The following is a 20,845-nucleotide window of genomic DNA, read 5'->3' on the forward strand; positions in this document are numbered from 1 at the left end:
GATAGGGCTGGCGGCGCTGGGCGGGGCAGGCGCGCGCATCGGGGGCGCGGGGTTGGTGCGGCCGACCCTGCGCGTCCTCTTCTGGGGCGCGCTGGCGATGGCGGCCACGGCCGGGATCGGCAATATCGTGGGCGCCGTAATCTAGCTCAGTAGAGCAGATGCGCGGCGCGGACGTCGGCCCATGCGGCCTCGTCGGGCGCGGTCAGCGCATCGAGATCGCCGGGCTCCGCCGCACCGTCGTCCACCCATTCGCGCAGCAGCGGGCTGCCGTTGATCACGTCGATCGCGAGAACGTCATCGGTATATTCGTACTTGAAGTCCTTGCCCCGCCAGATCGCATAGTCCGGATAGAGCCGGCGGATCGCCTTGAAAGCCAGCGCCTGCAACCGCCAGGGCTTGAATTGTTGGTGATCATAGCCGCTACCCTCGGCATGGATATGGACGCCGTGGCAGAGTTCGCCGACATGTTTGTGGAAAGTCGGCTGGAACCAGATTTCGCGCAACGCGCAGCCCGCCAGCCATTCCGGCGCGAGCCGCTCCATCTCGGCGAGCACGGCGCGCGCGTCGATATCAGGCGCGCCGAACAGTTCGAGCGGCCGGGTCGTACCCCTGCCCTCGCTCAACGTCGTGCCTTCGAGCATGACCGTGCCCGCGTAGGCGCGCGCCATGTTGAGGTTCGCCGCGTTCGGACTCGGGTTGATCCAGATGCGGCTCTCCGGCCAGCCGAAGCCCGGCCCGCTCTCCGGCGCCCATCCGTCCATCTCGATCACGCGGTAATCGACGTCGATCCCGAAATGATCGATGAACCAGCGCCCCATCTCGCCCATCGTCAGCCCGTGCCGCATCGGCATCGGCCCGGCCCCGACGAAGCTCTCCCAGCCCTCGCGCAGGGTCAGTCCCTCGACCGGACGGCCCGCCGGATCGGGCCGGTCGAGCACCCAGACCGACTTGCCATGCCCGGCCGCCGCTTCAAGCATGTAGCGCAGCGTCGTCACGAAGGTGTAGATGCGGCAGCCCAGATCCTGGAGATCGACCAGCACCGTGTCGAAGGTGCCCATCGACTGGCCGGTCGGACGGCGGACCTCGCCGTAAAGGCTGAACACCGGGATGCCGTGGACCGGATCGGTCGCGTCCGCGGTCTCCACCATATTGTCCTGTTTGTCGCCTTTGATCCCGTGCTGCGGACCGAAGGCGGCGGTGACGTTGAGGCCCGCCGCGATCAGCGCATCGAGCGAATGGGTGAGATCGGCGGTGACAGACGCCGGATGCGCGAGCAGCGCGACGCGCTGCCCGTCGAGCGGTGCGCGCAGGCTGGCATCTTCGAGGAGGCGATCGATACCGAATTTCATGGCGCTTCTGGTGGCGGCAGTTCGAGCGTAAAGCAATCGGGATGATGAAAATCGGGCTTTTCCGAAGGATGCGCGAGCGCCCAGTAGGATTTGGTGCCGTTCACCTCTTCGATCACCGCCGAAAGACCGATCGCCAACGCGCTCGACGCCCACGGTTCCGGCATCTCGACCCGCACCGCAAGTTCAACCCCGTTGGGATGATCGGCATCGAGATTCGGCCCCTCGAAATCGATTGCTGGCGCGGCGTCGAGCGGCAGATTGCGCATGCCTTCCCGTACGTCGTCGAAAACATAGGCTGCCCATGCCCTGCGCGGCGAAAAATTGAATTCGCAGTACCAAGTTTCGCCGGGCCTGCGGACAAACATTTCGAAACAGGTCGATTGCCACAACCCGTCCGTCCGCTGCGGTTTCGCGGGCCCGGCGGGCCGCAGATTTTCGGCCGGCATGTTTAAACGATATTCCAATCTCAACTGGCCGAATTGCCGCTCGACCAGAACGTCGATCGCGGACGGGCAGCTCGGAAGCGTCGCAGGATGAGGAAACAAGGAAGGATGCATGATCTTCAACAGCTAGCCGGAATGAGCGGCCCATGCTAACGGCCCGCCCATCATGACCGAATTTCGATCCGATCTGCTGCGCCTACTCGAAGCGCGCGACTATATCCACCAGCTCACCGACGCCGAGGGGCTGGACGCGCTCGCCTCCCAGCAGGTCGTGCCGGGATATATCGGTTTCGACGCGACCGCGCCGTCGCTCCATGTCGGCAGCCTCGTGCAGATCATGATGCTGCGCCGTCTGCAGCAATCGGGCCACAAGCCCATCGTCATCATGGGTGGTGGGACGACCAAGATCGGCGACCCTTCGGGCAAGGACGAGAGCCGCAAACTGCTGACCGCCGGGGATATCGACGCGAACATTGCCTCGATCCGCCGGATATTCGAACGCTTTCTGACGTTCGGCGACGGGCCCACCGACGCGGTCATGATCGACAATTCCGAATGGCTCGACAGCCTCGAATATATCCCGTTCCTGCGCGAAGTCGGGCCGCATTTCACGATCAACCGGATGCTGACATTCGACAGCGTCAAGCTCCGTCTCGAACGCGAGCAGCCGCTCACCTTCCTCGAATTCAATTATATGATTCTCCAGGCCTATGATTTCCTCGAGCTGTCCCGCCGCGAAAACTGCCTGTTGCAGCTCGGCGGATCGGACCAGTGGGGCAATATCGTCAACGGCATCGAACTGGCCCGGCGGATCGACGGCACGCAGCTCTACGGCGTCACGACGCCGCTGATCACGACCGCCGACGGCGGCAAGATGGGCAAGACGGCGAGCGGCGCGGTCTGGCTCAATCCCGATGCGCTGAGCCCGTACGACTACTGGCAGTTCTGGCGCAACACGCAGGATGCCGACGTCGAACGCTTCCTGAAACTGTTCACCGACGTGCCACTCGAACGGATCGCCGAACTGGCGGCTCTGGCCGGCGCGGAGCTGAACGACGCCAAGAAGATACTCGCCGACGAAGCGACGGCCTTGGCCCATGGCGCGGACGCCGCCCGGGACGCTGCCGCAACCGCGCAGAAAACCTTCGAACAGGGCGCGGTCGGCGACGATCTGCCCACGCTCGCCGTCGGCAGCGGGACGATCGGCCTGCTCGACGCGATGGTCGAACTCGGCCTGGTGGCGTCGAAAGGCGAGGCCAAGCGGCTCGTGAAGGGCGGCGGGGCGCGGGTCGACGGCGAGCAGATCGGCGACGCCGGCGCGCTGGTTTCGGTCGGCGACGCGCCGGTCCGCATCTCGGCCGGCAAGAAGAAGCACGGCGTTCTGACGCGCGCCTAGGCGGCCGATCGCTGCCGTTCGATCATCCGGTCGAGCCAGCGGAAGGTGAGCCAGAGGATCGCGAAACCCGCCAGCACATTGGCGATCGCGATTCCCGCATAAACGCCGGTCGTGTCGAACAGCGCCGTCGCGGCGAAGGCGAACGGTACGTAGAAGATCAGCGATCGGACGAGATAGATGGCGAGGCCAAGCACCGGCCGGCCCAGCGTGTTGAACGCCCCCGCCGCGACGATCGTCACGCCATACCCGGCAAAGGTGATCGGGACGATCCACAGATACCGTCTCGCCTCCTCGCTCACCACGGCCGAATCGCTGAACCGGCTCGCCAGCCAGTCGGCGCCGAACCAGAAGCCGATTGCGACGACGACGCTCCAGCCGAGGCAGACCATGAAGGCGAAGCGGATGGCCTCGCGGATACGGTCATAGCGTTCGGCGCCCCAATTCTGGCCAGCCACCGGCCCGATCGATCCGGACAGCGCAAGCATCGGGATCACGGCAAATCCTTCCAGGCGCCCGGCCACGCCGAATCCGGCGACGATCTGATCGCCATAAACGGCGACGATGCCGGTGACGATCGCCACCGCCACCGGATTGACCGCGTTGCCCAGCGCCGCGGCGATGCCGATCCGCGCGATCTCGCGCCAGCTGTCGAACACTTCGGTCCAGCTCGTGCGCCATAGATTGATCAACCGGTCGCGGAAGAGCAGCACCGGGATGATGACGGCCGGCATCACGACGCGCGAAGCAAAGGCGGCCCAGGCGGCGCCTTCGATACCCATGCCGGCGATGCCGAAACCGCCGAAGATCAGGATGGGATCGAGCGCGATATTGACCGCCGCGCTTGCGATCATCAGCGCGCTCGGCACGAGCGCGTCGCCATTGGCCCGCAGGATGCTGCCCGCGACCTGGGCGAGCACGAGCAGCGGCAGCCCGTAGAACCAGACGCGCATATAGACGGTGATATCGTCGAGGACGCCGCCCTCCGCGCCGATCAGCGCGAACAGCGGCCGGATCAGCGAAATCCCGACCGCCGCGACGAGGATCCCGATGATGAGCGCGAGCACGAGGCTGTGCGTCGTCAGGCTGACGATCCGGCTGCGATCGCCCTTGCCGATCGCGCGCGACAGCACCGATCCGGTTCCGGCCGCCAGCCCGATCGCCAGGCTCGTCACCGCAAAGGCGACCGGGAAGGCGTAGCTGATCGCGGCGAGCGGCCGGGTTCCCAGCTGGCCGAGAAAATAGGCGTCGACGATCGTGACCGAAAAGAGCGCGACGATCCCGATCGACAAGGGGCTTGCCAGACGGATGAGCTGGACGCGCACCGAGCCCTGGGTAAGATCGCGCCTGTCGGCCATTGTCAGGGCTTTGGGCAGACGCCGCGGCGCTGACAAGGGCCATTCGTCGAAATTGCCGATTTCCAGAGATTATCGAATGGTAAACGGGAATTTATCCATGTCGGTTTGGCCGGGCTTAAAGAGTTTCTGTCAGTAAGGTCGCGCGTTTCTAGCGGATTTGGGAGAAACCAGAATGAGTGCGCAACCTCTTGCTCAGCATATCTTCGACGTGGAGAAGCGTCGGGCTGCGCGCGATGCGGTTTCCATTCGGGCGGCATTGCACGAACCGGGCGCGGACAGCCACGAGATCCTCGTCGGCAACCTGTCGCCGTTCGGCTTCATGGCGATTTCGCCCAAGGCCTATCGCGAGGGAACGCTGGTTCGCCTGGACCTGCCGCTGATCGGCGAGGTGAACGCCCGCATCGTCTGGTCGCTCAGCGACCGTCTCGGCGCGGAATTCATCCGGCCGTTCGATGCGCGCGGCTATCGCCAGCTGCTCGATTCCACGCCGCACAAGGCGCATAACGACGAAAGCTGACGCCCCGCCGCTATCCTGATCGCAGGAGCGGCACCGCAGCATCCCGCTTGAAAAGATAAAGCGCGATCCGCGCCGCTTCGCCGCGCGCGCTGTCCAGCCCGCCCTCGTTCTCGATCAGCAGCCGCGCGTCGTCATTGGCGGTCGGCGCGAGTTCGGCGACCAGTTCGGGCGGCGCGATCCGGAACCCGACTTCGCCCGACTGCCGCGTGCCAAGCAGTTCGCCGGCACCCCGCAGCCGGAGATCCTCTTCCGCAATCCGGAATCCGTCATTGGTCTCGCGCAGCAGTTTCAGCCGCGCGCGCGCAGTCTCGCTCAGCGCGTCGCCGCGCAACAGCAGGCAGATCGACTTGGCGTCGCCGCGCCCGACCCGGCCGCGCAGCTGGTGCAGCTGGGCCAGTCCGAAGCGATCCGCGCCCTCGACGATCATCAAGGTCGCGTTGGGCACGTCGACTCCGACCTCGATCACGGTGGTCGCCACGAGCACCGCCAGTTCGGCGCGCTGGAAACGCTCCATCACCGCGTCCTTTTCGGGGCCCTTCATCCGGCCGTGGACCAGCCCGACCCGGTCCTCGCCGAACCGCGCCTGCAACAGCCGCGCGCGCTCTTCCGCCGCGGCCTGGTCGGACAATTCGCTTTCCTCGACGAGCGGACATACCCAATAGGCCTGTCCGCCGCCTCCGATATGGCGACCCAGCCCGTCGACGACCTCGTCGAGCCGGCCGGCGGACAGCACGCGCGTTTCGATCGGCTGGCGCCCCGGCGGCATCTCGTCGAGCCGCGACACGTCCATCTCGCCATAATGGGTCAGGGTCAGCGTGCGCGGGATCGGGGTCGCCGTCATCACGAGCAGGTGCGGGGGCCGCTCCGCCTTCTGGGCCAGCATCATGCGCTGGGCAACGCCGAAACGATGCTGTTCGTCGACGACCGCGAGCGCCAGTTTCCGGTAGCGCACCGCCTCCTGGAAAATGGCGTGCGTGCCGATCAGGATGTCGATCGAGCCGTCGGCGAGACCCATCAGCGTGGATTCGCGCGTCTTGCCCTTGTCCCTGCCGGTCAGCACGGCGACATTGACCGGCAAGCCGGAGAGCATCGCCGAAATCGTGTCGAAATGCTGGCGCGCGAGAATTTCGGTCGGCGCGAGCAATGCGCCTTGCGCGCCCGATTCCACCGCCATCAGCAGCGCGTTCACCGCAACCAGCGTCTTGCCGGATCCCACATCGCCCTGCAGCAGCCGCAGCATCGGCTTGTCCTGCCGGACATCGGCCTCGATCTCGGCGATGCTCCGCTTTTGCGCGCCTGTCGCTTCGTAGGGCAGCCTGAGCTGGTCGCGGAGCCGCGAATCGGGCGTCAGCGCCTTTCCCCGGCGGCTGCGCGCGGATTGGCGGACGAGCGCCAGCGCCAGCTGGTTGGCGAAGATTTCGTCATAGGCGAGGCGCCGGCGCGCCTTGTCGTCGGCCGGATCGGTGTGGATCCGGCCGATCGCTGCGCGCCAACCGGGCCAGCCCTCGCGTTGCTTCAGGCCCCGCTCGACCCATTCGGGCAGGTCCCGCGCACGCTCGAGTGCCTGTTCGGCCAGCTGGCCGAGCCGCTTGTTGGTGAGCCCCTCGGACAGCGCATAGACCGGCTCGCGTTCTGGTATCTCGTCGATCTCCTCCGGCTTCACGACCGTGTCGGGATGGACGATCTGCAATTCCTGGCCGTACAGCTCCATCCGGCCCGAAATCGCGCGCGCCTCGCCCAGCGGCAGCAATTTCTTGGCCCAGCCCGGATTGTTGAAATAGACGAGGCTGATCACGTTGCCCTCGCCGTCCTGCGCCTGAATCCGCAAGGGGCTGCGCGGCCCGCCGGCCTTGTAGTCGATCGGCGTGACGATGGCGGTGACCATCCGCCCGGCATCCGCCATGTCGAGCGTCTCGACCCGCTTGCGGTCGATCCATCCGGTCGGCAGATGGAAAAGGAGGTCGACGATCTGTTCGAGCCTCAGCCGCCCCAGCGGCTTGGCCAATCCCTTGCCGACGCCCTTGAGCGCCTCGATTTCGGCAAAGAGCGGATTGAGAATTTCGGGGCGCATCACTAGATAACCCTATACCGAAGCCGATAGGCCGCGCCAGCGCCTGTCGGCCTTTTGCTGTTGGAGCCGAAATGGATCATGCGGACCGCCTCAAACGCCTGCAGTTTCGCGCCTGGCATCGCGGAACCAAGGAGGCAGACCTGCTGATCGGGGGCTTTTTCGATCGCTTCTCGGCCGGATGGACGCAGGGCGAGACCGACTGGTTCGAAGCGCTGCTCGAGGTCGACGACGTCACGATCATGGCATGGGCGATCGGCACCGAAACGCCGCCAGCCGACATCGACGGGCCGATGATGCGGCGGATGCAGCAACTGGACTATATCCCGATCGCCAAATGACCGACATCCAGAAGATCCTCGACGCCGGCCGGCCGTTGACGCTGGCGAGCGCACCCGCCGGGTTCCTGCCGCCGCTGATGGCCGATCTCGCGCGCGCCGCAGCGTTCAAAGGCCTTCCCGCCGTCTATATCGCGCCGGACGATGCGGCGATGCGCGGTCTCGCCGACGCGGCCGCCTATTTCGCCCCCGAGATCGAGACCATCGCCTTCCCTGCCTGGGACTGCCTGCCCTACGACCGGGCGAGCCCGAGCCTGAGGATATCCGCCGAACGTCTGGCGGCGCTCCACGCGCTGCAGCGCGAAACCGCAAAGCCGCGGCTGATCGCGACGACGATCAACGCGGTCACGCAGAAAACGCTGACGCCGTTCCGCGTCCGCCAACTCGTCGCCCATCTCGCTCCGGGCGAACGGATCGATCGCGACGCGCTGACCGCCAGGCTCCAAGCCAATGGCTATATCCGCGTCGAAAGCGTCGCCGATGCGGGCGAGTTCGCCGTGCGCGGCGGATTGCTCGACCTCTTTCCGTCCGGCGAGACCGAAGCGCTGCGGCTCGATTTTTTCGGCGACGAGATCGAAAGCATCCGCCGGTTCGATCCGGCCGACCAGCGAACGACCGGCCGCGCCGACAGTTTTACCCTCCTGCCCGCGTCCGAAGCGCTGCTCGACGAAGAGAATATCACGCGCTTCCGCGGCGGCTATCGCGAACTGTTCGGCGCGACCGCGACCGGCGATCCGCTCTACCAGGCGATCAGCGAGGGCCGCCGCCTCGCGGGCATGGAGCATTGGCTGCCCCTGTTCGAGGACAAGCTGGCGACGGTGTTCGACCATCTCGACCCGCAAACCGTCTTCGTGCGCGATGCCGGGACGCCGGCGGCCGCCGAAGCCCGGTTCGAGGCAATCGTCGACTATCACCGGAATCGCGAAAATGTGCGGTCGTCCGACCCCGGCAGCTACCGCCCGCTCGCGCCCGAAACGCTGTATCTGTCGGGCGGACAGTGGGCGGAACGGATCGCCGGGTCGCCCATCCACCTGACGAGCCCCTTCCGCGAGCCCGAAAACGAAACGGTCGTCGATCTCGGCGTCGAGGGTGCCCGCGATTTCGCGCCCGAACGCAAGGCAAACGCCAATATCTACGATGCGGTCGTCGCCCATATCCGCGACTTGCGCGCGCAGGACAAAAAGGTGGTCCTCGCCAGCTACAGCGCCGGCGCGCGCGAACGGCTGGGCGGGCTGCTCGAGGAGCATGGTCTCGACGGCGCCGGCATGGCCGATAGCTGGCAGAGCGCGCTCGGCGCCGACGTGGCGCTGGCGATCCTGCCGCTCGATCACGGCTATTCGGCCGAGACCGTCGCCGTCCTTACCGAGCAGGACATGCTCGGCGACCGGCTCCGCCGCCGGACGCGGCGGAAGAGGGACGCCGACGCCTTCTTCAACGAATTGGCGACACTCTCGCCCGGCGATCTCGTAGTCCATAGCGAACATGGCATCGGGCGCTATGAAGGCCTGACGTCGATCCCGGTCGGCAATGCGCCGCACGATTGCGTTGCGCTCGAATATGCGGGCGGCGACAAGCTCTACGTCCCGGTCGAAAATCTCGACGTGCTCTCGCGCTACGGCGCGCAGACCGAAGGGGTTTCGCTCGACAGGCTCGGCGGCGAAGGCTGGCAGCGGCGCAAGGCGCGGATGAAGGACCGGATCCGCGAGATCGCCGGGGACCTGATCGCCACCGCCGCCGCGCGCGCCCTGCGCAAGGCCGATATCGCGGAACCCGATTCCAGCTATGCAAGCTTCGTCGACCGTTTCCCCTATGCCGAGACCGAAGACCAGGACCGGGCGATCGACCAGGTCATCGCCGATCTCGGCAAGGGCACGCCGATGGACCGGCTGGTCTGCGGCGATGTCGGCTTCGGCAAGACCGAGGTGGCGCTGCGCGCGGCATATGTCGCCGCGATGGCGGGCATGCAGGTCGCGCTTGTCTGCCCCACGACGCTGCTCGCACGCCAGCATTTCGCCAGCTTCCAGGAGCGTTTCTCCGGCTTTCCGATGAAGATCGGCCGCCTGTCGCGACTGGTGCCCGCCAGCGAGGCCAAGGCGACCCGCGAAGGCGTCGCCGACGGCTCGATCGACATCGTGATCGGCACCCATGCGCTGCTCGCCAAGTCGGTCGCGTTCAAACGGCTCGGCCTCGTCATCGTCGACGAGGAGCAGCATTTCGGCGTGGTTCACAAGGAACGGCTGAAATCGCTCAAGGCAGACGTCCATGTGCTCACCCTGACCGCGACCCCGATCCCCCGTACCCTCCAGATGGCGATGTCCGGCCTGCGCGAGCTCTCGGTCATCCAGACGCCGCCGATCGACCGGCTCGCCGTGCGCACCTATGTAATGCCCTGGGATCCGGTCGTGCTGCGCGAGGCGCTGCTGCGCGAACATTATCGCGGCGGGCAGAGCTTCTTCGTCGTGCCGCGCATCTCCGACCTGCCCGAGATCGAGGAGTTCCTGCGCGAGGACATTCCCGAGGTCCGCTTCGTCACCGCCCATGGCCAGATGGCGCCGACCATGGTCGAGGAGCGGATGAGCGCCTTTTACGACCGGAAATACGATATTTTGCTCTCGACGACGATCATCGAAAGCGGGCTCGACATCCCCTCGGCCAACACGCTGATCATTCACCGCGCGAACCAGTTCGGCCTCTCGCAGCTCTACCAGCTGCGCGGTCGCGTCGGCCGGTCCAAGGAGCGCGCCTATGCCTATCTGACAACCCCGGCCAACCGGGTCGTCACCGAGGCAGCGGAAAAGCGGCTCGGTGTGCTCTCCGATCTCGAATCGCTGGGCGCGGGATTCCAGCTCGCCAGCCACGATCTCGACCAGCGCGGCGCGGGCAACCTGCTCGGCGACGAACAGTCGGGTCATATCAAGGAAGTCGGTTTCGAGCTCTACCAGTCGATGCTCGAGGACGCGATCGTCGCGGCCAAGGCCGGCGATGCCGGAATTGAGGCGTCCGATACCGATTTCTCGCCGCAGATCACCGTCGATGCACCGATCCTCATCCCCGACGATTACGTTCCCGACCTCGATCTGCGCATGGGGCTTTACCGCCGCATGAACGCACTCGAAGGCCGTCAAGAAGTCGAGGAATTCGCGGCCGAGTTGATCGACCGGTTCGGGGAGATACCCGCGCCGACGGCGAACCTGCTCAAGATCATCGAAACCAAGCTGAACGCGAAACAGGCCCAGGTCGCGAAGATCGACGTCGGCCCGCGCGGCGCGCTCGTCAGTTTCTTCAACGACGGTTTCCCCAATCCGGCGGGACTCATCGACTATGTCGAGCGGCTCAAGGGCACCGCGAAGCTGCGTCCGGATCACAAGCTGGTCATAGCGCGCAACTGGGGCGACCCGCAGGCCCGACTCAACGGCGCGCTGCAGCTGTCCAAGGGCCTCGCCAAGGCGGCGCGATAGGCCGCAATACCCTGAAAAGCGGGGGGAAACGCCACATTTCCTACTATCCGTACGTCCGTGTATACTGATGTCCGGACAAGGAGAATGAGCGATGAAACTGGCGTCTATCGGTCTGGCCTGCATGGTCGCCGCCACGGCGGGAATCGCCATCGGCTCCACGCCGGAGATACCGCCCGCGGACTCCGAGACGATCGAATCCGAAAACACGGTCGATAATCGCGTGACGATCCCCGTGAGCGTCGATGGCCGTGGCCCGTTCGACTTCATCGTCGATACCGGCGCCGAACGCACGGTCATCTCGCGCGAGCTCGCCGATACGCTCGAGCTCCATGCAAGCGGTGACGTCTGGCTGACCACGATCCTGGATGTCGAACAGGTGCCGACCGTCATGATTCCCAGCCTTGGCGCCGGCCGCCGCACGGTCGACGACATTCAGGCGCCGGCGCTGGCGCGCTCCGATCTCGGCGCGGCCGGCGTGCTCGGTATCGATGCGCTCGAAGACCAGCAGGTGCTGTTCGATTTCGAGCAGGACAGAATGACGTTCAGCCAGGCCCGGATCGAGGAGAGCGACTGGTCCGAAGGCGATGTCATCGTCGTGCGCGCGCGGCAGCGATCCGGCAGGCTCGTCCTGGCGCAGGCCAATGTCGAGGGCACGCGCATCCATGCCATCGTCGATACCGGATCGGCGGTAACGATCGGCAACAATGCGCTCCGCGAGCGGCTGATCCGCCGTGGCCGCGTGGACCCGGACCAATTTTTCACGGTCACGTCGGTGACCGGATCGACGATGGACATCAACTATGCCTTTGTCGACGAACTGCGCATCGGCGGCGTCCGGCTCAACAACGTCCCGATCGCCTTTGCCGACACCGAACTGTTCCGCCAGCTCGACCTGCTCGACCGGCCGGCGGTGCTGCTCGGCATGAACGCCCTCCGGGTGTTCGATCGCGTCCTGATCGATTTCGCGAACCGCCGGTTGCGCTTGCAGCTGCCGACGGGCGGCCCGGCAGGGAATTCCGACATGCCGATGCTCGCCGAACTTGTCTCCGAGACCCCGAGCGCCGACTGAGCGTTCGGGCGCCGACCGTCAGCTCGGGCGGTCCAGAAGCGCCGCCAGTTCGTCGGACGTCACGGGCGGCGCGCACAGGAATCCCTGATAGAGTTCGCAGCCCTGTTCGGCGAGCAGCGCCAGCTGTTCCTCGGTTTCCACCCCTTCCGCGATGACTGACAGGCCGAGCGAGCGCGCCATCTCGATAACCCCGGTAACGACGATCCGGTCGCGCGCGCTGCCGGCGATATCCTGGCTCAACCGGCGATCGATCTTCAGATAGTCGAGCGGCAACGATTTGAGATAGGCGAGGCTCGAATAGCCGGTGCCGAAATCGTCGATCGCCACGCGGAAACCGTCGGCGCGGAGCGCCGCAAGGCGGTCGGCGGCGACGCCCAGATCCTCGATCAGCCCGCTCTCGGTCACCTCGGCCGTCACCCGGCCCCGGTCGAACCCCGCCGCATCGACCATCGCCGCGAACCGCTCGACGAAATCGGGCGCCGCCATGTCGCCGGCGGTCACATTGACGGACAGTCTCAAGCCGCCCAGCGCGTCGGCCCAGTTCGCGGCTGCCGCGACCGCCTTTTGCTGCACATGCGCAGACAATTCGGCCAGATAATCGGAGCGCTCGGCCGCCGCGAACAGCGCCACCGCGCCCAGTTCGCCATAGGCCGGATGCTGCCAGCGCGCGAGCGCCTCGGCGCCGACGATCGCGCCGGACGTGACTGACACCTGGGGCTGGAAGAGTATTTCGATTTCGTCGCGATCGAGGGCGTGCCGCAAGTCGATTTCGAGCCGGCTGTCGCGCGTCGCCTCGACTTCCTCGTCCTTGCCGAACACGCGGATGGGATGCGAATCGCCGTCGCGCGCTTCGGCCAGCGCGACGCTGGCCCGCCGCATGACGCCCGCAGCATCCGTATCGGTCTCGACGCTCGTCACGATACCGCATCGCGCTTTGAGTCGGATGAGCTGGCCGTCGGTGATGAAGGGCTGTTCGATCACGCCAGCGAGCTGCCGCGCCGCGAACTCCGCCTCTTCGAGCGAGACCGACGGCGCCAGGCCGATCGCGAATTCCGCGCCGGCCAGCCGCGCCACCAGCTTCCGGCGCATCGACATGCCGAACACCAATCGCTCGATCCGCCGCGCCATGCCTTGCAAGACCGCGTCGCCGGTCGCGCTGCCATAGGCCTGGTTGATGCGTTCGAAGCGATGCAGCGAAATCAGCAGCAGCGCCAGTTTCGGCCCGTCGTCGCCGTCCGCGGCAAGCTGGCGATCGATCCATTGATAGGCGCTGTGCACGTCGCCGACGCCGGTCAGGTAGTCGCGTTCGCCGAGCGCCTGCCGGTCGGCATCCTCGTCGGGCAGTTCCACCCAGCCGTTGATCCGTCCCGTTGCCTCCTCGCGGGTCAGATGGTGCACCATCCGGTCGTCGCCGGCGCCCGGCAGGTCGTGCGCAAAGGCCGTCGGCTCGGCGGTATCGTCGAGTTTGCGGATCGCCCGTCCGGACGCTTCCGCAGCGCCGCGGCCGAGCGCCGCCAGGAAGTCAGCCCAAGGCAGCGCCGCGGCGTCATCGGTCGACAAGGCGAGCAGCCGGGCCAGCGCTGGCGCGAGGCTGACCGTCTCCTTTTCGCGATCGAGCTGCCAGCTCAGCGCATCGGTTTCCGTCCGGGTCGGCGTCGCGGCGTGCTGGTAGCGTCCCCCGACACGGACCGTATAGCGGTCGGCGAAGCGAAGCGCCTGGACGAGTTCCTGTTCGCCGAACGGGCTCGCCAGATAATGCGTCGCGCCGGCCGCCAGCACGGCGTCGATCCGCGCGACATCCTTCTTCGATACCAGCGCCAGCAATGCGGCGGCGTTGGCCTCGACCGGCTCGGCGAGCGTCGTGATCGCCGCGAGCCCGTCCTCGAACGCGCCCCGCGCGTCGACAACCGCGATGCGCGCGCCGGAAAGGATGAACCGCCGTTCCGCCTTTTCGAGCCGCCGGGCCGCGATCGGCGTCCACCCTGCCCGTTCGACGATCGCCGCCAGTTCGTTTCGTTGTCGAAACGATAAAAGGAAGAGCGGGTTTCCGGTCGAGGATGCGAATGGCGCTATGGTCGTGGCTCCGATGCGGCGATGGCCGGGCATGTTCCGGCGATACTCTATAGTGCGGCCCGCTTCGCGCAATGTTCCGATCCACACTTGCCCCTGCCAACGCCCCGTTTTAGGGCATGTCGCATGGCCTCAGACGCTCCGACGCAGGCACGACCGCTTACCGACGCCCATGGCCGCCGGATCAGCTATCTGCGGATATCGGTCACCGATCGCTGCGATCTGCGGTGCCGCTACTGCATGTCGGAAAAGATGCAGTTCCTGCCGCGCCGGAGCATCCTCTCCCTGGAAGAAATCGATGCTATCGCCGGGGCCTTTGTCGAGCGCGGCGTCCGCAAGATCAGGCTGACGGGCGGCGAACCGCTGGTCCGCGGCGGGGTGATCGACCTCGTCCGCATGCTCGGCCGCCACCTCGAGACGGGCGATCTCGACGAGCTGACGATGACGACCAACGCGACACGGCTGGCCGACCATGCGGAGGCGCTCGTCGACGCGGGCATCCGGCGCGTCAATGTCAGCCTCGATACGCGCGATCCCGAAACCTTCCGCTATATCACGCGATGGGGCGAGATCGGCCGCACGCTGGACGGCATCGCCGCCGCGAAGGCCGCGGGCTTGCGCGTCAAGATCAATATGGTGGGGCTCAAGGGCCTGAACGACAGCGAAATCGTCCCGATGATGCGCTGGTGCGCCGACGAAGGCCATGACCTGACCCTGATCGAGACGATGCCGCTCGGCCAGATCGACGACGACCGGCACGACCGGTACCTGCCCCTCGACGCCGTACAGCGCGATCTCGAACGCCGGTTTACGCTGGTGCCGCTGACCGAGCGGACCGGCGGACCGGCGCGTTACTGGAATGTCGGGGAACTGGGCCTCAAGCTCGGCCTCATCACACCGCTGACCAACAATTTCTGCGCCGGCTGCAACCGCGTGCGCATCACGGTATCGGGCAAGATCTACATGTGCCTGGGCCATGACGATCATCTCGACCTCAAATCCGCATTGCGCGAAGGCGGCCGCGAGGCGCTCGACCGGGTGCTCGACCGGGCGATGATCCTCAAACCGCTCGCACATGATTTCGCGATCGGCGCGGAGGATGCCGAACCCGCTGTATCCCGCCATATGAGCGTGACCGGCGGATGACGATCGACCGGAAATACGCTCTCGTTGCATCGCCCACCGAAGAAGCCCAGCAGGCCGAGACGCTGCTCCGCGAGCGTCACGATTTCGTCGACATGAAGGACGCCGAAGGCGTCATAGCGCTCGGCGGCGACGGCTTCATGCTGCAAACGCTCCACCAGATGCTGGCCGAACACCGTATCAAGCCCGTGTTCGGCATGAATCTCGGCACGGTCGGTTTCCTGATGAACGAATGGCGGCCCGATGGCCTCGCAAAGCGGATCGCCCAGGCAAAGACCTTCACCGTCACGCCGCTGCGCATGGACGCGGTCACGGTCGACGGCGACACGGTGTCGAGCCCGGCGATCAACGAGATTTCGCTGCTCCGCGAAACGCGGCAGACCGCCAAGCTCGAGGTCAAGGCCGGCGGCAATGTCGTGATCGACGAGCTTGTGTGCGACGGGGTCATCGTCGCGACACCCGCCGGTTCGACGGCGTACAATCTCTCGGCGCGCGGGCCGATCCTGCCGCTCGGCTGCAACATGCTCGCCCTGACGCCGATCAGCCCGTTCCGGCCGAGGCGCTGGCGCGGCGCCATCCTTCCCGATACGACGCGCATTGCGTTCCGTGTGCTGGAGCCGCTGAAACGGCCGGTCAGTGCGGTCGCCGACCAGCATGAAGTGCGCGATGTCGCGACCGTCGAGGTTCATCTCGACACGAGCCTGACGCTCTCCCTGATGTTCGACCCCGAACATGCGCTGGACGAACGCATCGCGCGCGAACAATTCATCGTCTGAGACGCTTGCATCGCCCCATGAAGCGTTGCTATAGGCCCCCGTCTGCAAGGCGATCCCGAGAATCGCCGGGCAGTTTTCAAGGGCATTCCCCGGTAGCTCAGCGGTAGAGCAATCGGCTGTTAACCGATCGGTCGTCTGTTCGAATCAGACCCGGGGAGCCACCTTCCACAGCTTTTCGTCGAAACGCGGTCCGCCGACCGCCATCGGCGGCGTCCTTTGCCGGCGCCGTGCCGGTCGAACCGTCGTCCGGATGGCATCCGGTCGCGTCAGGTCGCCGCGCCGTTGTCGCGCCGGCTGAGCTTGTACATCGCGAGCTCGCCATAATCCTTGGCGAGCTGGACCCGGCCGACATAATGGGTGCCGAACCGCTGCTCGGTCTCCAGCGCCAGGATCGCGGCGAAGGCTTCGGTCGCATAGACTTCGCCGGTCGGAGTGACCGGTTCGATCCGCGCCGTGCGCGTCACTTCGGTTCCGAAAAAGCTGGTCCGCATCGATACCGCGTCATGGCCCCGATAGATCGGGCCGTGATGCAGCCCGATCCGCATGCCGCAATTGCTGCCGGCGCAATCGCGCAACAATTCCGGGACGTCGTTCACCTGCCGCTGGAGCTTGAGCACGATCTCGGCCGCGTCGATCGGCGTCGCGATCACCGCATAGAGCGCATCGCCCCAGCTGTTCCGGTACAGAACCCTGTCGCCATATTCGTCGAGCACGGCGCCGGCCTTGCCGAAAATCTCGCTCGTGAAGAGGGGGAGCGCGGCTTCGGACAGTTTCGAAAAGCCCGCGAAATCCGCGAAGATCATCGAATGGGCGACGCGCGTCACCCCCTCGGGCATGGCGATATCGGGCGGCCGGTCCAGCTTGCGGTCGATGGCGCCCGGATCGATGATCTCGCTGTGATGGCCGAGCCTTTGCCAGATCGCGACATCGCTGCTCGTGCCTGCGGGAAGCGAGTTGTTTTCCTTTTGCGCAATCGCGAGCTGCACGGCGCTCGTCCGCAAATGTCGCGCACGCATCCGCGCGAGGCCCATCGCGACGGCCGACCCGTAACTGAACAGGGTCGGATCGCCGATATAGCCCATATCGGTCGCATAGCTGACCCGCGCCGCACGCTCGAGGCAGTGGTCGAACCGGTCGACCCAGGTTTCGCCGCCGGGCCGCACCGACTGGGTGACAAAGTCCTCGCGTTCGAATGGCAGCACGACATGGAGTTCGAGGCCGCGCCGCAATATCGCCTCCGCTACGAGAATGTCGGCGCCGCAGGCCAGCGCGCCATAGGCCGTATCGGGGTTCAGCCTGTCGAGCGCCGCATCGATTTTCTCCGCGAGCGCCGCCTCCGCCGCCGCGTCGGCCACGAACATATGGCCCGTATAGACGAGTACCGGCGAGGGCCGGAGCGCTTCGAGCAGCGGCGCGATCGTCTCGGCCATGTCGGGAACGACCTTGCCGATCAGCATCATCTGGCGGAATGTCGAGGCCTTGGACCCGACGCTCGCATCCGACCAACTGATCGCATCGGCGATCGCCGCATAGGCTTCGCTCGCGCGGCCCAGCAGCACGTTCGCCTCGGCGGCGGTGGCGGTCGCGTAGAAACCGCTGGGTTTCGCAACTTCCGGGTCTTCCAGTATTTTGCGCGCCAGTTCTTCCGCCGCCTCCCGGTCCCCGGCGAGCAACGCCGTAGTCGCCGCGTTGATGCCGGTAAAATAGCTGGGCCGGTTTTCGTAGACGGCCCGGTAGGCCGTACTCGCCTCGGCAAACAGCGCCGCGCGCTCTTCCTCGCCGGCCTTTTCCGCAAGGTCCTTTTTCAGCCGTCCCCAGAGCGCCAATATGTCGTCGTCGTCGATCTCGGCGAGCCCGGCCTGCTCGTAGAAATCGAGCGCCATGATGGTGTCGCCCATGCGCGCAAGGGCGAGCGTCGCGATATAGGCGAGCCGCGGGGTATCGATCCCCTCCTCGCGCGCCGACATGGCAATGTCATAGGCTTCGAGATTGTCGCCGCGCGACAGCGCGTCGCCGGCAAGGACGACCGGGTCGGCGGCAGCCATCATCGCCGCCGCACCGGCGGCAACATGCGGCGGGCCGAGCCAGCCGCTATTTCAGCGCCCCGTGGCAATGTTTGAACTTGCGGCCCGATCCGCACGGGCACGGCGCATTGCGGCTGACCTTCCCCTGCCATTCGTCCGCGTTGCCGGCCGCCATTTCGTCGAGGCGCGGCGCGGCCGACTGGCGCGGCGGCAGGTTCGTCGTCACCAGGCCGAGATCGCCAGCGTCGATATCGGCGCTGTTGTCCTCGCCGGTCAGCGGATCGATATGCGTCGTGATGAAATCCGGGAGTTCGGGCAGCGGCGGCGGCTCGGCCCGCGTGAAGGTCGCGAAGGCCAGCGTCTTGGTCACTTCCTCGCGGATATTGACGAGCATCTGCTGGAACATCGCGAACGCTTCGCGCTTATATTCGTCGATCGGCTTCTTCTGTGCGTAGGAGCGCAGGTTCACGACTTGGCGCAGCGCGTCGAGCGTCGAGAGATGTTCCTTCCACTGCACGTCGAGATTCTGGAGCAGGATGCTCTTCTCTACCCCCACCCAGTCCTGGGGCGGAATGTCCTTGGACTTTTCCTCGACCTGCCTGTCGGCCAGTTCGAGGAGCCGTTCCTCGAGCAGATCGGGCGCGACCTCGTCTTCCTTCATCCAGTCGTCGATCGGCGGCCGGAGTCCCAGAATGCGGTCGACCTGCTTCTTGAGGCCGTCGACGTCCCATTGTTCGGGATAGGTGCCGTGCGGGCAATGGTCGGCCACGATGCCGTTTACCGTTTCCTGCCGCATGTCGACCACGATGTCGTCGACATCCTCGGCGTCCATGATGTCCCCGCGCTGTTCGTAGATGACCTTGCGCTGGTCGTTCATGACGTCGTCATATTCGACGACCTGCTTGCGGATGTCGTAGTTGCGCGCCTCGACCTTCTTCTGGGCCGTCTCGATCGCCTTGGCGACCCAGGGCGAGACGATCGCCTCGCCCTCTTCCAGGTTGCTGCGGACCATCTTGGCGAACATCGTCTGCGGGCCGAAGATGCGCAGGAGATCGTCGTCGAGCGACAGGTAGAAGCGGCTGAGGCCCGGATCGCCTTGGCGCCCCGAACGGCCGCGCAGCTGGTTGTCGATACGGCGGGTTTCGTGCCGCTCGGTGGCCAGCACGAACAGGCCCCCCGCTTCCTTCACCTTCTCTTTTTCCGCCGCCACTTCGGCCTTGATATGCTCGATAGCGGCGTCGCGTTCCGGCCCGTCCGGCATATCGGCCAGCTCGTCGCCGATGCGAAACTCCACATTGCCACCGAGCTGGATATCCGTGCCGCGACCGGCCATGTTGGTGGCGATCGTCACCGCCCCGATACGACCGGCCTGGGCGACGATGTGCGCCTCGCGCTCGTGCTGGCGAGCGTTGAGCACGGCGTGCTCGACCTTCTCCTTTTTGAGGAACTCGGACAGCAGCTCGGACTTCTCGATCGAGACCGTGCCGACCAGCACCGGCTGGCCGCGCTCGCTGGATTCGCGGATCGCCTTGGCGATCGCCGCGAACTTGTCCATCTCGTCCTTGTAGAATTCGTCGGTATCGTCGACGCGCTGGATCGGCTTGTTGGTCGGGATGACCGTCACGTTCATCTTGTAGATGTCGTAGAATTCGGGCGCTTCGGTCAGCGCGGTGCCCGTCATGCCCGCAAGCTTCGGATACATGCGGAAATAATTCTGGAAGGTGATCGAGGCGAGCGTCTGGTTCTCCGGCTTGATCGGCACGCCTTCCTTGGCCTCAACCGCCTGGTGGAGACCGTCCGACCAGCGGCGGCCTTCCATCATCCGCCCGGTGAACTCGTCGATGATGATGATCTCGTCATCCTTGACCAGATAGTCCTTGTCCCGCTTCTGCAGGGTATTCGCGCGCAGCGCCTGTTGCAGGTGGTGGACGACCAGCGTGTTCTCGTAATCGTAGAGATTGGCGCCCTCGAGCAGTCCGGCATCCTCGAGCAGCCGCTCGGCCTTCTCCGTCCCGTCCTCGGTCAGCGTCACGGCACGCTGCTTCTCGTCGAGCTCGTAATCATCCTCGTCGAGTTTCTTCACCACCGCGTCGACACCCATATAGAGCTCGGACTTGTCCTCGGTCGGCCCGGAAATGATCAGCGGCGTGCGCGCCTCGTCGATTAGGATCGAGTCCACCTCGTCGACGATCGCGAAATTGAACGGCCGGTGGACCATCTGCGCGCGCGTATATTTCATGTTGTCGCGCAGATAATCGAACCCGAACTCGTTGTTCGTGCCGTAGGTGATGTCGGCCGCATAGGCGGCGCGGCGCAGGTCTTCCGGCAGGTTCGGCACGATCACGCCGACCTCGAGATCGAGGAAGCGGTAGACCTGACCCATCCATTCGGCGTCGCGCCGGGCCAGATAGTCGTTGACCGTCACGACATGGACGCCCTTGCCCTCGAGCGCGTTCAGATAGACGGGCAAGGTCGCGACCAGCGTCTTGCCCTCGCCGGTCGCCATCTCCGCGATCTCGCCGCGATGGAGCACGATCCCGCCAAGCATCTGCACGTCGTAATGGCGCTGCCCCAGCGTCCGCATCGCCGCCTCGCGCACCGTCGCAAAGGCTTCGGGCAAGATATCGTCGAGCGTCTCGCCGGCGGCGAGCCGTTCCTTCAGTTTCGGCGTCTGCGCCTTGAGCTGGTCGTCGCCGAGCGCCTGGATGTCCGGCTCCAGCGCATTGATTTGCGCGACGATCTTGTCGAGTTTCTTGAGGTACCGGTCGTTGCTCGATCCGAATAGCGATTTGGCAATGCCGCCAAACATGGGCGTTCCTGACGTTTATTGTGTTGGGAG

The 20,845-nt window shown here is 65.7% G+C and carries 14 protein-coding genes, 1 tRNA gene and 1 pseudogene; 9 read left to right on the forward strand and 7 right to left on the reverse strand.

Translation table 11 applies throughout. From position 1 onward, the window contains the following. Positions 1 to 145, forward strand: a pseudogene (locus ACTS1X_RS07165) (VIT1/CCC1 transporter family protein); the annotation flags it as partial. Position 146: 1 nt separating this feature from the next. Here the strand turns inward: ACTS1X_RS07165 and ACTS1X_RS07170 are convergent. Both ACTS1X_RS07170 and ACTS1X_RS07175 read right to left on the reverse strand, forming a co-directional pair. After that, positions 147 to 1,349, reverse strand: a complete 1,203-nt coding sequence (locus tag ACTS1X_RS07170; protein WP_442613702.1) for an exo-beta-N-acetylmuramidase NamZ family protein — start codon at positions 1,347 to 1,349, stop codon at positions 147 to 149. Further along, positions 1,346 to 1,915 carry a DOMON-like domain-containing protein gene (locus ACTS1X_RS07175; RefSeq protein WP_442613703.1) on the reverse strand — a complete coding sequence of 190 codons (570 nt, stop codon included), beginning with the start codon at positions 1,913 to 1,915 and terminating at the stop codon, positions 1,346 to 1,348. Before ACTS1X_RS07175 ends, ACTS1X_RS07170 begins: the two co-directional genes overlap by 4 nt. Before the next feature lie 43 nt (positions 1,916 to 1,958). On the opposite strand from ACTS1X_RS07175, the gene tyrS reads away from it, so the two are divergent. After that, positions 1,959 to 3,188, forward strand: coding sequence for a tyrosine--tRNA ligase (gene tyrS, locus ACTS1X_RS07180; protein ID WP_442613704.1), 1,230 nt, complete (start codon positions 1,959 to 1,961; stop codon positions 3,186 to 3,188). On the opposite strand, the gene ACTS1X_RS07185 is transcribed toward tyrS, so the two are convergent. Further along, positions 3,185 to 4,543, reverse strand: coding sequence for an MATE family efflux transporter (locus tag ACTS1X_RS07185; RefSeq protein ID WP_442613705.1), 1,359 nt, complete (start codon positions 4,541 to 4,543; stop codon positions 3,185 to 3,187). The genes tyrS and ACTS1X_RS07185 overlap by 4 nt on opposite strands. 172 nt (positions 4,544 to 4,715) lie before the next feature. On the opposite strand from ACTS1X_RS07185, the gene ACTS1X_RS07190 reads away from it, so the two are divergent. Further along, positions 4,716 to 5,060: a PilZ domain-containing protein gene (locus ACTS1X_RS07190; protein ID WP_442613706.1), complete on the forward strand. Its 345-nt coding sequence runs from the start codon at positions 4,716 to 4,718 to the stop codon at positions 5,058 to 5,060. 10 nt (positions 5,061 to 5,070) lie between these two features. On the opposite strand, the gene recG is transcribed toward ACTS1X_RS07190, so the two are convergent. Then, positions 5,071 to 7,131 (reverse strand): ATP-dependent DNA helicase RecG, encoded by a 2,061-nt coding sequence (gene recG / locus ACTS1X_RS07195; protein WP_442613720.1) that lies wholly within the window; start codon positions 7,129 to 7,131, stop codon positions 5,071 to 5,073. Between the two features lie 71 nt (positions 7,132 to 7,202). On the opposite strand from recG, the gene ACTS1X_RS07200 reads away from it, so the two are divergent. The 3 genes from ACTS1X_RS07200 (at position 7,203) to ACTS1X_RS07210 (ending at position 11,993) form a co-directional block, all read left to right on the forward strand. Next, positions 7,203 to 7,469, forward strand: a complete 267-nt coding sequence (locus ACTS1X_RS07200; RefSeq protein WP_442613707.1) for an FAD assembly factor SdhE — start codon at positions 7,203 to 7,205, stop codon at positions 7,467 to 7,469. Further along, positions 7,466 to 10,924, forward strand: a complete 3,459-nt coding sequence (gene mfd / locus ACTS1X_RS07205; protein WP_442613708.1) for a transcription-repair coupling factor — start codon at positions 7,466 to 7,468, stop codon at positions 10,922 to 10,924. The genes ACTS1X_RS07200 and mfd overlap by 4 nt, the downstream gene beginning before the upstream one ends. Positions 10,925 to 11,015: 91 nt before the next feature. Next, entirely contained in the window at positions 11,016 to 11,993 is a 978-nt protein-coding gene (locus ACTS1X_RS07210) for an aspartyl protease family protein (protein WP_442613709.1), read from the forward strand. A gap of 18 nt (positions 11,994 to 12,011) precedes the next feature. On the opposite strand, the gene ACTS1X_RS07215 is transcribed toward ACTS1X_RS07210, so the two are convergent. Then, a complete protein-coding gene (locus ACTS1X_RS07215) occupies positions 12,012 to 14,099 on the reverse strand; it encodes a putative bifunctional diguanylate cyclase/phosphodiesterase (protein WP_442613710.1) in 2,088 nt (695 codons plus the stop codon). 90 nt (positions 14,100 to 14,189) lie between these two features. Between ACTS1X_RS07215 and moaA the strand changes: the two genes are divergently transcribed. The 3 genes from moaA (at position 14,190) to ACTS1X_RS07230 (ending at position 16,143) form a co-directional block, all read left to right on the forward strand. Next, complete coding sequence (moaA, locus tag ACTS1X_RS07220) at positions 14,190 to 15,209, forward strand: GTP 3',8-cyclase MoaA (RefSeq protein ID WP_442613711.1); 1,020 nt, start codon at positions 14,190 to 14,192, stop codon at positions 15,207 to 15,209. Beyond that, positions 15,206 to 15,982, forward strand: a complete 777-nt coding sequence (locus ACTS1X_RS07225; protein ID WP_442613712.1) for an NAD kinase — start codon at positions 15,206 to 15,208, stop codon at positions 15,980 to 15,982. Before moaA ends, ACTS1X_RS07225 begins: the two co-directional genes overlap by 4 nt. 86 nt (positions 15,983 to 16,068) lie before the next feature. Beyond that, positions 16,069 to 16,143 (forward strand) — tRNA-Asn (locus tag ACTS1X_RS07230). 105 nt (positions 16,144 to 16,248) lie between these two features. Here the strand turns inward: ACTS1X_RS07230 and ACTS1X_RS07235 are convergent. Both ACTS1X_RS07235 and secA read right to left on the reverse strand, forming a co-directional pair. Beyond that, the gene (locus ACTS1X_RS07235; RefSeq protein WP_442613713.1) at positions 16,249 to 18,027 is read right to left on the reverse strand and encodes a TRAFs-binding domain-containing protein; all 1,779 of its coding nucleotides are present in this window, start codon (positions 18,025 to 18,027) and stop codon (positions 16,249 to 16,251) included. Between the two features lie 46 nt (positions 18,028 to 18,073). Then, positions 18,074 to 20,815 (reverse strand): preprotein translocase subunit SecA, encoded by a 2,742-nt coding sequence (gene secA / locus ACTS1X_RS07240; RefSeq protein WP_442613714.1) that lies wholly within the window; start codon positions 20,813 to 20,815, stop codon positions 18,074 to 18,076. Positions 20,816 to 20,845 lie beyond the last annotated feature (30 nt).

The organism is Parasphingopyxis sp. (assembly GCF_052168275.1).
Lineage (GTDB): Bacteria > Pseudomonadota > Alphaproteobacteria > Sphingomonadales > Sphingomonadaceae > Parasphingopyxis.